Consider the following 12,532-nt stretch of genomic DNA (forward strand, 5'->3'; position numbering starts at 1 on the left):
TTTTCGTTAGGGTGACTGGCGAACCGGCACCCGCCGGCCGCCGGGCTTGGCCTGAGCGAGCCGAGCGCCTACAGTGGGGCGCTGCAGCAGGAGTCGTTATGCGCGTGGATACGTCTACCGGATGGGTCAGCGGGATTCGCCACTGCCCCTCGCCCAACTACAACCAGCGTCCGCACGGGGAAGTTTCCCTGTTGGTGATCCATAACATCAGCCTGCCGCCCGGGCAGTTCGGTACCGGCAAGGTGCAGGCATTCTTCGGCAATCAGCTGGTGGCCGAGGAGCATCCCTACTTCGCGGAGATCTGCCAACTGCAGGTGTCCGCGCACTTTCTGATCGAGCGTGATGGCGCCGTCACCCAGTTCGTGTCCTGCCTGGACCGTGCCTGGCACGCCGGTGTGTCGCAGTTCCAGGGGCGCGACAACTGCAACGATTTCTCCCTGGGCATCGAGCTGGAAGGTACCGATGAACAGCCGTACACGGATCAGCAGTACCAGGCGCTCATCGAGCTGACCGAGCGCTTGCGACAGGCCTGGCCGGCCATTACCGTCGAGCGCATCTGCGGGCACTGCGACATCGCGCCGGGACGCAAGACCGATCCCGGCCCCGCCTTCGACTGGGCGCGCCTGCGCGCCGCCCTGGAAGTACGAGGAACCTGGGTATGAATTTCATCGTTCTGTTGCTGGTGCTCTGGATCGAAAAGTTTTCTGGCTGGCGCCGTCGCGTGCAGCAGGACGGACCCTGGCTGCGCCTGTTGAGTCGGGTGGAACGCCGGCCGGGTCTGGCGCAGCACCCCTGGCTGCTGTTGCTGGCACTGCTGCTGCCGCCGCTGCTGGTGCTGGCCGTGTTGCTCTGGCTGCTGCAGCCGGTTGTCTACGGCTGGCTGGCCTTGCCGGTCCACCTGCTGGTGCTGCTGTACAGCCTGGGCCGCAGCGATGTGCAGGCCGCGCTGGGCGCGTTCCGGGATGCCTGGCGGCGCGAGGAGCTGGAAACCGCCTCGCTGGCTGCCGAGCGCGACCTGCAGGTGCGTGCCGAGGGCCCCGACGAACTGCTGCCGGCGGTACAGGAACGGCTGGGCTGGCAGGCCCACGAGACCTTCTTCGCCGTCATCTTTTGGTACGCGCTGCTCGGCCCGCTGGCCGCGCTGGCGTATCGGCTGCTTGCCCTGATCGAGGCGCAGGCCTCGGCACAGGCCCTGCGCGAGTTGGCCGGCCAGCTTCGTCATGCGCTGGACTGGCTGCCGGCTCGCGCCCTGGCGGCCAGCATGGGGCTGGTGGGCAACTTCGTGGCGGTCAACCGGGTGCTGCTGCCGGAGTTGCTGAACTGGCATCTGCCCGCCGAGCGGCTGGTGGGCGCGGCGCTGCGTGCCGCCGGCGAATGCCAGGGCGCCCCCCGGGGCGAGGCCGGCGCAGAAAGCCTGGATGCGCTCTGGCAGCTGCTGGTGCGCACCGCGGTGCTCTGGTACGCGGTATTTGCCCTGTGGATCCTGCTGGTCTGAGTTCTGCGACGGGCTCGCCGCCGTTTACCTTTAGTTACCCACCCTGGAGTCGATATCGTTTATAGATGAGGCAGTTTGCCATCGCGACGACGGGTCGCGTGCAAGGTCTGCGTGGCAAGCCCTGCTAATAAGAATAAGAGGGATCTCTCATGAAGGCGCTGCTGTATCCAGCCATGCGGCTGATGGACCGGCTTGGCTTCGGCATGAAGTTCGGGCTGATCAGTGTCGTGTTCTTCCTGCCTATTCTCGTCACCAGTTTCTACCTGCTGCGCGATGCCTACGTGCAGTACGGGCAGACCGAGCGGGCCCGCAACAGCCTGGTGCTGCTGGATGCCGCGCTCGAAGCCCGCCGCGGCCTCGAGGATTTCAAGGGCCTTCTGGCGATCCGCGCCACCGAGCCGCAGCATGACAAGGCGCTGCTCGACAGCCGCATCAGCGAGCTGCAGCAGCGGCTGCGCCAACAGCTGCAGGCGCTACCTACCAACATGTTCCCGCTCGCGGTGCGGGCAGTGCTGGACCAGGAGCGCAGCGCCCTGGCGAGCCAGTTGCAAGCCGTGGCGGACGAGCCGTCCCAGCACAACAAGGCGGAAAACGCCGAGCGCCTGTACACGGCCGCCCAGGTGTTCATCAACCGAATCGTCAACGACAGCGGTCTGGGGCAGGACGCCGAGACGGATGTGCGCCAGCGCATCGAGCTGCTCAGTCGCGACACCGCTGAAGTCACCGGGCTGCTGGGGCAGTTGCGCGCCATTGGCGCGGCGGCGCTGGGTCAAGGCGTACTGCATTCCAATGACAGCATGCGCCTGGACGAATTGCTGGTCGCCCTGGAAAAGCTCCAGGGTGCCTACGCCCTGCAGCTGGAGCCCGTGCGTCAAGGCGTGCTGGCGTCCCACGCGGACGCCAGCCTGAAAAGCCTCGGGGAGCTGGCCGTCCGGCTGGAGGATGAGGTGGTGATGTCCGACAGCCTCAGCACACCCTGGCCCGAGTTCTTCGACGGGATGGGCCGCCTGTTGGCGCATACCCACGCGCTGGAGGATGCCAGCCTGCAGCGGCTGGACCAGAGCCTGGCCGAGCGCCTGGATGCGCAGCGTATTCGCATGTTCGGCCTGCTGGCCGCCATGCTCGGCGCCCTGCTGTTGATCGCCTACCTGTACGGTGCTTTCTACCTGTCGATCCGCCAGACCCTGCAGGCCCTGCGCGGGGTCATGCAGCAGGTGGCGGCCGGTGACATGACGGTCAGCTTTCAGGCCGCCAGCCGCGACGAGCTGGCCGAGCTGGGGCAGGACTTCAGCACCAGCGTGGCCCAGGTGCGTTCGCTGATCGAGCGCGTCGCGCAGACCGCCGCCGAGGTGGAGGGACAGGCGCAGCGCGTCGAGCAGATCTCCAGCCAGAGCAGCCAGGCGGTGCGCGAGCAGCGCGAGCGTATCGACCAGGTCGCCACGGCGATGAACGAAATGTCCGCCACCGCCCAGGAGGTGGCGCGCAGCGCCGCCACGGCGGTGAGCAACGCCCAGGGCGTCAACCGGGAGAGTCATGCCGGGCGCGAACTGGTGGGCAAGCAGGTGCAGGAGATTCAGCAGCTGGCTGCAGGCCTCGATCGCGCGGTGGCGAGCATCAACCGGCTGGCCGCCGACAGCCAGGCCATCGGTCAGGTGCTGGACGTGATCAAGGGTGTGGCCGAACAGACCAACCTGCTGGCGCTCAACGCCGCCATCGAGGCGGCCCGCGCCGGTGAGCAGGGGCGTGGCTTCGCGGTGGTCGCCGACGAGGTGCGCAGCCTGGCGCAACGCACCCAGCAGTCCACGGCGGAAATCGAACAGATGATCGTCCGCCTGCGCGAAGGCGTGAACGCGGCCGTCGACGGCATGCACGCCAGCCATAGTCAGGCGGATGCCACCGCAGGCCACTCCGATGCAGTGCAGCAGGCCCTGGAGAACATCCTTGCCGCGGTCAGCGCCATCGTCGACCAGAACCAGCAGATTGCCGCCGCCGTCGAGCAACAGACTGCCGTGGCGCACGACATCGACCAGAACATCGTGCAGATCAGCCAGGCCGGCGAGCGCACCTCCGAAGGCGCGTCGCAGGCCGAACAGGCCAGCCGCGAACTGTCGGGTTCGGTGGCCCGGCTGCGGCAGCTGATCGGTACGTTCAAGGTGTGAACGGGCGAACCGTATGCGCGGGGTCGCCGCGTAGGGTGGGCAACGCCGCCCTACGCGGACCAGCCAAACAGCCGGCAGCTGTTGCGATAGCCGGCCTCGGCCAGTGCCTCGGGTTCGACGCCCATGAGCTTCGCCAGCTCCGTGCAGAGGGCCGGCAGGAATTCCGGGCTGTTGCGCTGGCCCGGATGACTGGCCGGGGCCATGTCCGGGGCATCGGTTTCCAGCACTACATCCTCCAGCGAAAGTTGCGCCAGCATTCGGTGCATACGCTTGGCCTGCGGCCAGGTGCCGGCGCCGCCCAGCCCCAGGAAGAAGCCCAGGCGGCGGTATTCCCGTGCTTCCTCGGAACTGCCACTGAAGGCATGCACGATGCCGCCGCGCGGCACCCGCAGGCGCTTGAGCATGGCGATCACGTCGGCGTGGGCGCGGCGCACATGCAGCAAAGCCGGCAGCTCGAATTCGCGTGCCAGTTGCAGCTGGGCTTCGAACAGTGCCTGCTGGGCCGGCTTGTCCGGCTGTTCAAGGTAGTAGTCCAGGCCGATCTCGCCCACCGCGCAGAGTTTCTCGTGGCCGGCATGCCGCGCCAGGCGCTCGCGCAGTTGCGTCAGATGCTCGGGGCGATGCCGGTCGAGGAAGCAGGGGTGCAGGCCTAAGCTGGCGTGCAGTCCGTCCTCGGCGCAGGCCAGCGACCACAACCTGTCCCAGTGATCCTCGCTGACGCCGATCAGCACCTGGCGCTGGACGCCCAGTGCCCGGCTGCGCGCCAGTACGGCGGCGCGGTCGGCGTCGAACTCGGGAAAATCCAGGTGGTTGTGGGTGTCGATATAGCGCATGGCGCACAGGATAGCGCGCACGGGCGCGCGCCGGGAGGCAGCGCTCCGCGTCGCGCCTTGCCGTGACTCGGGCAGGGCGCCAGAATGCCGCAACCGTCGCGGCCGCTGCCGCTCCTGCAAGGATTCCCGATGTCTGATTTCGCCGCCCTGCTGCGCCTGTCCCCCGAAGCCCTGACCCGACCCTGTGATCCCAAGCAATTCCGCTTCGCCAGTACCGATGAACTGGAGCCGTTTCGCGGCGTGCTGGGGCAGGAGCGGGCGGTGGAGGCGCTGCAGTTCGGCGTGGCCATGCCGCGGCCGGGCTACAACCTGTTCGTCATGGGGGAGCCGGGCACCGGGCGTTTCTCCTTCGTGCAGCGCTATCTGAAGGCCGAGGCCAAACGCCTGCAGGCGCCGGCGGACTGGGTCTATGTGAACAATTTCGATGAGCCGCGCGAGCCGCGCGTGCTCGAGCTGCCCGCCGGCACGGCGGCGGCGTTCATCGCCGACCTGGAAGCGCTGATCGATAACCTGCTGGCCACTTTCCCGGCGGTGTTCGAACAGCCCAGCTATCAGCAGAAGAAGAGCGCCATCGACCGTGCCTTCAACCAGCGCTATGACCAGGCCCTGGACATCATCGAGAAGTTGGCGCTGGAGCGGGGCATCGCTCTGTACCGGGATAGCGCCAACGTCGCCTTCACGCCGATGAAGGATGGCAAGGCGCTGGACGAGGCGGAGTTCGCCCAACTGCCGGAGGCCGAGCGCGAGCGCTTCCACAGCGACATCAGTCACCTGGAAGAGCGGCTCAACGAGGAGCTTTCCAGCCTGCCGCAATGGAAGCGCGAAAGCAGCAACCGACTGCGCCAGCTCAACGAGGAAACCATCACCCTGGCCTTGCAGCCGCTGCTGGCGCCGCTGTCGGAGAAGTACGCGGAAAACGCCGGGGTCGGTGCCTACCTGCAGGCCATGCAGGTCAACCTGCTGCGCACCGTGCTGGAAACCCTGGTGGACGAGAGCCGCACCGACGTGCAGAAGCGCAACGACCTGCAGGAGCTGTATGCCCCCGGGCTGGTGGTCGCCCAGCCGCTGGACGGCGGCGCGCCGGTGGTGTTCGAGCCGCACCCGACCTACGACAACCTGTTCGGGCGCATCGAGTACAGCACGGACCAGGGTGCCCTCTATACCAGCTACCGGCAGTTGCGCCCCGGCGCGCTGCATCGGGCCAACGGCGGCTACCTGATCGTCGAGGCCGAGAAGCTGCTCGGCGAGCCCTTCGTCTGGGACGGCCTCAAGCGCGCCCTGCAGTCGCGCAAGCTGAAGATGGAATCGCCGCTGGCAGAACTGGGCCGGCTGGCCACCGTGACCCTGACCCCGGAGGTGATCCCGCTGCACGTCAAAGTGGTGATCATCGGTTCGCGCCAGGTGTATTACGCGCTGCAGGACCTGGACCCGGACTTCCAGGAGCTGTTCCGCGTGCTGGTGGACTTCGACGAAGAAATCCCGCTGGCCGAGGACAGCCTCGAACAGTTCGCCCAGTTGATCAAGACGCGCACCTCGGAAGAAGGCCTGGCGCCGCTCACCGCCGCCGCCGTGGCCCGCCTGGCCACCTACAGCGCGCGCCTGGCCGAGCATCAGGGCCGTCTCACCGCGCGCATCGGCGATCTGTTCCAGCTGCTCAGCGAGGCCGATTTCCTGCGCCAGCTGGCCGGCGATGCGCTGACCGATGCGGCGCACCTGGAGCGCGCGCTGCAGGCCAAGGAGCGCCGCACCGGGCGTGTGTCGGCGCGCCTGCTGGACGACATGCTGGCCGGCATCATCCTGATCGATACCGAGGGCGCGGCCATCGGCCGCTGCAACGGTCTGACCGTGCTGGAGGTCGGCGATTCGGCGTTCGGCCTGCCGGCGCGTATTTCCGCCACCGTCTATCCGGGCGGCTCGGGCATCGTCGACATCGAGCGTGAAGTCAACCTTGGCCAGCCTATCCACTCCAAGGGGGTGATGATCCTCACCGGCTACCTCGGCAGCCGCTACGCCCAGGAATTCCCGCTGGAGATCTCCGCCAGCATCGCCCTGGAGCAGAGCTATGGCTACGTGGACGGCGACAGTGCCTCGCTGGGCGAGGTCTGCGCACTGATCTCCGCGCTGTCGCGCACGCCGCTCAAGCAGGGCTTCGCCATCACCGGTTCGATCAACCAGTTTGGCGAGGTGCAGGCGGTGGGCGGCGTCAACGAGAAGATCGAAGGCTTCTTCCGCCTCTGCGAAGCGCGCGGGCTGAGCGGCGAACAGGGAGCTATCATTCCCTATGCCAACATCAGCAACCTGATGCTGGATGAGCGAGTGCTGCAGGCGGTGCGCGAAGGCCGCTTCAACGTCTATGCGGTGCGCCATGTGGACGAGGCGCTGAGCCTGCTGGTCGGCGAGCCGGCCGGCGCGCCCGATGCGCAGGGCGAGTTTCCCGCTGGCAGCGTAAACGCCCGTGTGGTGGAACGGCTGCGCGAGATCGCCGAAGTGGAGCTGGACGAAGAGGAACGCAAGGCGGTCCATGAGGCCGCCAAGGTGCCGGCCTCCAGCTGAAACTGGTCAGTCGCTGAGCGATGTGTGTGCCAGTCAGGCGTGACGGCGGCTGACAGAGGGTTTTCAGCGCTCGCCCACAGACTTATCCACATATTTTGAGGATAACTCCCAGCTGTGCCCGGACTGCTCCGGGCTGGGAACAGCCCCCCTGGGAGAAGAGTCATGTCGCATCACATCTGCCTGGTCCGGGAATACCTGGGCATGAGCATGCGCATCGAGGCCCGCATCCATGCGCTGGCCGGTGGCAACGGACGCTGGACGCTGCTGTGCGCGGCCGGGCTGAGCGGGGCGCAGCCCACGGAGATCAAGGTGCAGGGTCCGTTCCTGGGCGCCGGCGAGGCCGCCCGGGTGCTGGCGGCAATCGTCGACAACCTGCGCGAGCAGGGTTATCGGGAAGTGGCCGACCAACCCATTTGGCGGCTGCACATGCAGGCTCGTCTGCGTCAGCTGAACGGCCAGCCGCAACGCCGTGCCTGGCCCTGACCCTGCGTTGGAGCTTTTCTGCGCAATCTGTCCGCAGATGCCGCGCGGCGGGTCCCGGCGGGTCCTGTGAACAGGTCTTTCCACCGACTTATCAACAGCTTGCGTGGATAACCCGCGCATTTTCCGCGTTCCAGCTGACCGGTATACTGCGCGCCCTCCTGGTTGCGTATGCGAGATCCCCATCGTGAAATCCCTGGAATCCTTTCTGGAAAATCTCCTGTATGCCTCGCGCTGGCTGCTGGCGCCCATCTACCTGGGCCTGTCCCTGGCACTGCTGGCGCTGTCGCTGAAATTCTTCCAGGAGCTGTACCACCTGCTGCCCCATGTGTTCGAACGCACCGAGGCCGACCTGATCCTGGTGCTGCTGTCGCTGATCGATATGGCACTGGTCGGTGGCCTGCTGGTGATGGTGATGATCTCCGGCTTCGAGAATTTCGTTTCCCAGCTGAACATCAAGGCCGGCACCGAGAAACTGGACTGGCTGGGCAAGATGGATTCCGGCTCCCTGAAGATGAAGGTGGCCGCCAGCATCGTGGCGATTTCCTCGATCCATCTGCTGCGCATGTTCATGAACGCGCAGCAGATCGAGAACGACAAGCTCATGTGGTACGTGATCATGCACATGACGTTCGTGGTCTCTGCCTTCGCCATGGGCATGATGGAGAAAGGCAAGGGCGGCGCGCAGGAGCTGTGAGCGCGGAGGGCATCCGTCCGAAAGCGCGCGGAACGCCTTGCCGGCAGGGGAGGCTGGGCAAGACTGAGGGTTGAGCCCGCAGCGAGGTATGCCCGATGAACCTGCATGAACTAACTGCCCGCGCCCGTGCCGGACAGATCGAAGGCGCCAACCTTGTCTGTCTCGAAGGCGGTGCCTACCTGATCGAGGCCCGGGTCGGTTCCCGTCTGCTGCCCTTGCTGGACGCGGAAGGGCAACTGCTCAAGGTGCTGTCCCTTGAGCAGGCCCGCTACCTGCTCAAGGGCGTGCCCATGACGCTGGAGCTCGAGCAGGCCGATGCCAGCGAGGAAATGTGCGGTCTGCGCGAAACGCCGCTGCGCAGCCACCCGGCCGGTTGAGGCATGCATCCTGTAGGAGGCGCTTCAGCGGTGACCGGCTGTCCGTCACTCGCTTCCTGCTGTGGTAGTCTGGCCGCCCTTTTTTTGCCTGGCGGGAGCCCGACCATGTCCCAACTCGACCTTTCCACCGACGAAGCCCGTGTCAGCTACGGCATCGGCCGCCAGATCGGTGAACAACTGCACGACAACCCGCCCCCCGGCGCTAGCCTGGACGCCATCGTCGCCGGCCTGCGCGATGCCTTTGCCGGCAACGCCAGCCAGGTCAGCCCCGAGGACCTGAACGCCAGCTTCCAGGTGATCCGCGAGCGCATGCAGGCCGCCGCCGATGCCAAGGCCGCCGCCGCCGCCGAAGCTGGCAAGAGCTATCTGGCCGAGAATGCCAAGCGTGAAGGCGTGACCGTGCTGGAATCCGGCCTGCAATACGAAGTGCTGGTTGCCGGCGAAGGCGCCAAGCCGTCCCGCAACGACCAGGTGCGTACCCACTACCACGGCACCCTGATTGACGGCACCGTGTTCGACAGCTCCTACGAGCGTGGCCAGCCGGCCGAATTCCCGGTCGGCGGCGTGATTGCCGGCTGGATCGAAGCCCTGCAACTGATGAACACCGGCAGCAAGTGGCGCCTGCACGTGCCCAGCGAACTGGCCTACGGCGGCCAGGCCGTCGGCAGCATCCCGCCGCACAGCGTGTTGGTGTTCGACGTTGAGCTGCTGGACATCCTGTAAGCCAAAACGATCTCGGTGGGGCTGGCCCCGCCGTTTCGTAGGGTGGTCAACGCTTGCGTTGGCCGCCACAGCTTCCCCGCGGTGGCCTACGGTGCCCGGTAAGGCGCCGACCGCCCTGCGCTGCTGTCAGCGGAGTCGAGTTCAGCGCCTCGCCACCGCCGGCAAATCCCCGATGGCCTGATAAACTCCGCTTCCCAATCGACATTCAGGGGGCGTGGCCATGCCGACCTTCGGCCACATGCGCGAAATCGTTACCACGGACCATGCCGCGCTGCTGGCGCTCTGGCTGCGCACACCCGGCATTCAGGTGCGCGACGAGGATGCCTACGCGCCGTTCTGCGCCTACCTGGCGCGCAATCCCGGGTTGAGTCTGCTGATCGAGGCCGATGGCCAGCCGATCGCCTGCCTGATGGCCGGGCACGACGGCCGGCGCGGCTACCTTCAGCACCTGCTGGTCGACGAAGCCTGGCGCGGGCGCGGCCTGGCCACCCGGCTGCTGGACGAGGCGCTGCGCCGCCTGGCCGTGCTCGGCATCCACAAGTCCCATGTCTTCGTGCTGCGCGACGCGCCCGACGCGCTGGCCTTCTGGCGCGGGCGTGGCGGTTGGGGCGAGCGGCAGGACATCGAAGTGTTTTCCACGCGGGCGGTCGGCGCATGATCGCCGCCGAGCTGCTGGCCTCGGGCACTCTGCTGCTGGGCTGGGCGCTCTACCTGCCCGTGTTGCTCTGGGCCGCCGCTCGCGCGCCCTGGATCGAACTGTTCAGCGACCTGCGCCGCCAGCACTTGCTGTTTGGCACGGTGGTGGTGCTGTTCCTGCTCTGGCTGGTGCGCCGCGATTTCGCCTCCGGGCTGTCGATGCACTTCATCGGCATGACCGCCGTCACCCTGCTGCTGGACTGGCCGCTGGCGATCCTCGCCGGGCTTCTGGCGCAGCTGGGGCTGATCGCGGTGGGCCGACCGGATTTGGCCTCGCTGGGCATCAACGGCATCCTGCTGGTGCTCATCCCCGTCGCCATCACCGAGGCCTGCGCCAACCTGGTGGAGCGCTTTCAGCCGAACAACCTGTTCGTCTACATCTTCTGCTCGGGCTTTTTTCCGGCGGCGCTCACGGCGATTGCCTGCGTATTCGCCGGCCTGGGGCTGCTGCTGCTCGACGGTCGCTACGAGATGCCGCCCTGGCTGGAGGATTTCGCCGGCTACCTGTGGCTGCTGGCGTTTCCCGAGGCCTTCATCAACGGCATGGTAATCGCCGGGCTGGTGGTGTTCTGCCCGGACTGGCTGGAAACCTTCAACCGCAGCCGCTATTTGTCGGCGCCGTGGAAGGACGAGGACAGGTAGCAGCCCCTACAGGTTCATGGCACAGCAGCGTAGAGCGGTCGGCGCTTTCGGCCGCGTCGGCCACGGCGCGGTTGCCCTGGTGGACAAGAAAGACGTTGTCCACCCTACGAATGCTTGTCCAGGTCCTCGGAGAACAGTTCGTCGTTCAGCGGGTCGCCGGGGATGGCGTGTTCTTCCGCCGCCCAGGCGCCGAGGTCGATCAGCTTGCAGCGCTCCGAGCAGAACGGCCGAGTCGGCGTCGCCGGGGTCCATTCCACCGGGGCGCCGCAGGTCGGGCATTTGACGATCAAAGGTTTGTGCATTGGGGCTGGCCTCCACGCAGGGTCAGGTAAAAGCGGTGCAGGCGTTCGACTTCCTGTTGCAGCCAGGCCAGGTCGCGGTCATTGACGATCACGTCGTCGGCCTTGGCCAGGCGTTCCTCGCGGCTGGCCTGGGCAGCCATGATGGCGCGTACCTGCGCCTCGTCGTTGCCGTCGCGCGAGACGGTGCGGCTGATCTGCACGGCCTCGGGCACGTCGATCACCAGCACGCGCTGGCAGAGTTGGGATTGGCCGGACTCGATCAGCAGCGGTGATTCGAGGATCGCATAGGGCGAGGTGGCGCGGGCCAGCACCTCGATGATTTCCTGGCGAATCAGCGGATGCAGCAGGCGTTCCAGCCAGCGGCGCTCCCCGGCGTCCTGGAAGATGCGCGCGCGCAGCGCGGCGCGGTCCAGGCTGCCGTCGGCCTGCAGGATGTCCGCTCCGAAATGTTCGGCGATCTGCGCCAGCGCCGGGCGGCCGGGCTCCACCACCCAGCGCGCGGCCTGGTCGGCGTTCACCAGGTCGATGCCCAGCTGGATGAAATGGGCGGCGGCGGCGCTCTTGCCGCTGCCGATGCCGCCGGTCAGGCCGAGAATCCAGGGCTTCATGGAAGGCTCCGCATCAGTCTTCGGGATGGTCGCGCAGGAACACCAGCTTGTCGGCGCCGGATTGCTCCGCGCTGAAGCGATAACCCTGGTAATCGAAAGCCTTGAGGCGCTCGGGATCAACGATGCGCTCCCTGATCACATAGCGCGCCATCAGGCCGCGCGCCTTCTTGGCGTAGAAGCTGATGATCTTGTACTGGCCGTTCTTCAGGTCCTTGAACTCGGTGTCGATCACCCGTGCCTTGAGCGCCTTGCGCTGCACGGCGCCGAAGTATTCGTTGGAGGCCAGGTTGAGCAGCACCTCGTCGCCCTGGGCGGCCAGCGCTTCGTTCAGCCAGCCGCTGATGCGCTCGCCCCAGAAGGCATATAGGTCCTTGCCGCGGGCGTTGGCCAGCCGGGTACCCATCTCCAGCCGATAGGGCTGCATCAGGTCCAGCGGTCGCAGCACGCCGTACAGGCCGGAGAGCATGCGCAGGTGGTCCTGGGCGAAGGCGAAATCCTCCTCGCTGAAGTCCTCGGCGTTCAGGCCGGTGTACACATCGCCCTTGAAGGCCAGCAGCGCCTGCTTGGCGTTCGCCGGGGTGAAGTCCGGCTGCCAGCTGCCGAAGCGTGCGACGTTGAGCGCGGCCAGCTTGTCGGACAGGTGCATCAGCTCGGCGATCTGCTGCGGAGAGTACTCGCGCAGCTGCTCGATCAGCACCTGACTGTGGTCCAGGTGCTCGGGCAGCGTGTAGCGCTCGGTTGCCGGCGGCGTGTCGTAATCGAGGGTCTTGGCGGGGGATATCACCAGCAGCATGGGCAGGTCTCCGGAAACGTTGCGGGCGATTGTAGGGAGCATCGGGTCACGACTCCACCTATCGGCACCATTGGCGGGCAGGCCGGACACGGAACTGTCATCCGCGCCGGTGACTATCGACAGCGGCCCGTCTCTTGCTTGACCAGCGGGCAGGTCCGGCGGGAACGAGCAGGA

The 12,532-nt window shown here is 66.7% G+C and carries 14 protein-coding genes; 10 read left to right on the plus strand and 4 right to left on the minus strand.

The genetic code is table 11. From position 1 onward, the window contains the following. Positions 1-98 precede the first annotated feature (98 nt). From ampD to SF06_RS01445, 3 genes are all read left to right on the plus strand, one after another. Positions 99-662 carry a 1,6-anhydro-N-acetylmuramyl-L-alanine amidase AmpD gene (ampD, locus tag SF06_RS01435; RefSeq protein ID WP_039559534.1) on the plus strand — a complete coding sequence of 188 codons (564 nt, stop codon included), beginning with the start codon at positions 99-101 and terminating at the stop codon, positions 660-662. Further along, positions 659-1,495, plus strand: coding sequence for a regulatory signaling modulator protein AmpE (gene ampE, locus SF06_RS01440; RefSeq protein ID WP_039559535.1), 837 nt, complete (start codon positions 659-661; stop codon positions 1,493-1,495). The genes ampD and ampE overlap by 4 nt, the downstream gene beginning before the upstream one ends. 149 nt (positions 1,496-1,644) lie before the next feature. Further along, positions 1,645-3,654: a methyl-accepting chemotaxis protein gene (locus SF06_RS01445; protein WP_039559537.1), complete on the plus strand. Its 2,010-nt coding sequence runs from the start codon at positions 1,645-1,647 to the stop codon at positions 3,652-3,654. Positions 3,655-3,704: 50 nt separating this feature from the next. Here the strand turns inward: SF06_RS01445 and SF06_RS01450 are convergent, their stop codons facing one another. Beyond that, the gene (locus SF06_RS01450) at positions 3,705-4,487 is read right to left on the minus strand and encodes a TatD family hydrolase (RefSeq protein ID WP_039559539.1); all 783 of its coding nucleotides are present in this window, start codon (positions 4,485-4,487) and stop codon (positions 3,705-3,707) included. Between the two features lie 129 nt (positions 4,488-4,616). Here SF06_RS01450 and SF06_RS01455 point away from each other — a divergent pair, with 129 nt between their 5' ends. From SF06_RS01455 to SF06_RS01485, 7 genes are all read left to right on the plus strand, one after another. Beyond that, the gene (locus SF06_RS01455) at positions 4,617-7,040 is read left to right on the plus strand and encodes a Lon protease family protein (RefSeq protein ID WP_039559540.1); all 2,424 of its coding nucleotides are present in this window, start codon (positions 4,617-4,619) and stop codon (positions 7,038-7,040) included. A 162-nt stretch (positions 7,041-7,202) separates the two neighbouring features. Next, the gene (locus SF06_RS01460) at positions 7,203-7,523 is read left to right on the plus strand and encodes a PA4575 family protein (protein WP_027591064.1); all 321 of its coding nucleotides are present in this window, start codon (positions 7,203-7,205) and stop codon (positions 7,521-7,523) included. Between the two features lie 193 nt (positions 7,524-7,716). After that, positions 7,717-8,217, plus strand: coding sequence for a TIGR00645 family protein (locus SF06_RS01465; protein ID WP_027591063.1), 501 nt, complete (start codon positions 7,717-7,719; stop codon positions 8,215-8,217). A gap of 95 nt (positions 8,218-8,312) precedes the next feature. After that, positions 8,313-8,594, plus strand: a complete 282-nt coding sequence (locus tag SF06_RS01470) for a DUF6482 family protein (protein WP_039559542.1) — start codon at positions 8,313-8,315, stop codon at positions 8,592-8,594. Positions 8,595-8,699: 105 nt separating this feature from the next. Next, positions 8,700-9,317, plus strand: coding sequence for a BamJ family beta-barrel-assembly machinery protein (gene bamJ / locus SF06_RS01475; RefSeq protein ID WP_027591061.1), 618 nt, complete (start codon positions 8,700-8,702; stop codon positions 9,315-9,317). Between the two features lie 220 nt (positions 9,318-9,537). Next, positions 9,538-9,975 carry a GNAT family N-acetyltransferase gene (locus tag SF06_RS01480; RefSeq protein WP_027591060.1) on the plus strand — a complete coding sequence of 146 codons (438 nt, stop codon included), beginning with the start codon at positions 9,538-9,540 and terminating at the stop codon, positions 9,973-9,975. Beyond that, entirely contained in the window at positions 9,972-10,655 is a 684-nt protein-coding gene (locus tag SF06_RS01485) for an energy-coupling factor ABC transporter permease (protein WP_027591059.1), read from the plus strand. Before SF06_RS01480 ends, SF06_RS01485 begins: the two co-directional genes overlap by 4 nt. 104 nt (positions 10,656-10,759) lie before the next feature. Here the strand turns inward: SF06_RS01485 and yacG are convergent, their stop codons facing one another. Genes yacG through yaaA form a run of 3 tightly spaced genes read right to left on the minus strand, consistent with a single transcriptional unit; the run spans position 10,760 to position 12,358 of the window. Next, positions 10,760-10,957 carry a DNA gyrase inhibitor YacG gene (gene yacG / locus SF06_RS01490; RefSeq protein ID WP_027591058.1) on the minus strand — a complete coding sequence of 66 codons (198 nt, stop codon included), beginning with the start codon at positions 10,955-10,957 and terminating at the stop codon, positions 10,760-10,762. After that, positions 10,942-11,565, minus strand: coding sequence for a dephospho-CoA kinase (gene coaE, locus SF06_RS01495; RefSeq protein WP_027591057.1), 624 nt, complete (start codon positions 11,563-11,565; stop codon positions 10,942-10,944). Before coaE ends, yacG begins: the two co-directional genes overlap by 16 nt. 13 nt (positions 11,566-11,578) lie before the next feature. After that, a complete protein-coding gene (gene yaaA, locus SF06_RS01500; protein ID WP_039559544.1) occupies positions 11,579-12,358 on the minus strand; it encodes a peroxide stress protein YaaA in 780 nt (259 codons plus the stop codon). Between the last annotated feature and the right edge of the window lie 174 nt (positions 12,359-12,532).

Source organism: Pseudomonas flexibilis (assembly GCF_000802425.1).
In the GTDB taxonomy this organism is placed as follows: domain Bacteria; phylum Pseudomonadota; class Gammaproteobacteria; order Pseudomonadales; family Pseudomonadaceae; genus Serpens; species Serpens flexibilis.

Bases quoted from the DNA above. Each gene is read 5' to 3' on its own strand.
- SF06_RS01460 (WP_027591064.1), top strand. From the start codon at position 7,203: ATGTCGCATCACATCTGCCTGGTCCGGGAATACCTGGGCATGAGCATG.
- coaE (WP_027591057.1), bottom strand. From the start codon at position 11,565: ATGAAGCCCTGGATTCTCGGCCTGACCGGCGGCATCGGCAGCGGCAAG.
- ampD (WP_039559534.1), top strand. From the start codon at position 99: ATGCGCGTGGATACGTCTACCGGATGGGTCAGCGGGATTCGCCACTGC.
- yaaA (WP_039559544.1), bottom strand. From the start codon at position 12,358: ATGCTGCTGGTGATATCCCCCGCCAAGACCCTCGATTACGACACGCCG.
- SF06_RS01450 (WP_039559539.1), bottom strand. From the start codon at position 4,487: ATGCGCTATATCGACACCCACAACCACCTGGATTTTCCCGAGTTCGAC.
- SF06_RS01455 (WP_039559540.1), top strand. From the start codon at position 4,617: ATGTCTGATTTCGCCGCCCTGCTGCGCCTGTCCCCCGAAGCCCTGACC.
- bamJ (WP_027591061.1), top strand. From the start codon at position 8,700: ATGTCCCAACTCGACCTTTCCACCGACGAAGCCCGTGTCAGCTACGGC.
- SF06_RS01480 (WP_027591060.1), top strand. From the start codon at position 9,538: ATGCCGACCTTCGGCCACATGCGCGAAATCGTTACCACGGACCATGCC.
- SF06_RS01470 (WP_039559542.1), top strand. From the start codon at position 8,313: ATGAACCTGCATGAACTAACTGCCCGCGCCCGTGCCGGACAGATCGAA.
- ampE (WP_039559535.1), top strand. From the start codon at position 659: ATGAATTTCATCGTTCTGTTGCTGGTGCTCTGGATCGAAAAGTTTTCT.
- yacG (WP_027591058.1), bottom strand. From the start codon at position 10,957: ATGCACAAACCTTTGATCGTCAAATGCCCGACCTGCGGCGCCCCGGTG.
- SF06_RS01485 (WP_027591059.1), top strand. From the start codon at position 9,972: ATGATCGCCGCCGAGCTGCTGGCCTCGGGCACTCTGCTGCTGGGCTGG.
- SF06_RS01445 (WP_039559537.1), top strand. From the start codon at position 1,645: ATGAAGGCGCTGCTGTATCCAGCCATGCGGCTGATGGACCGGCTTGGC.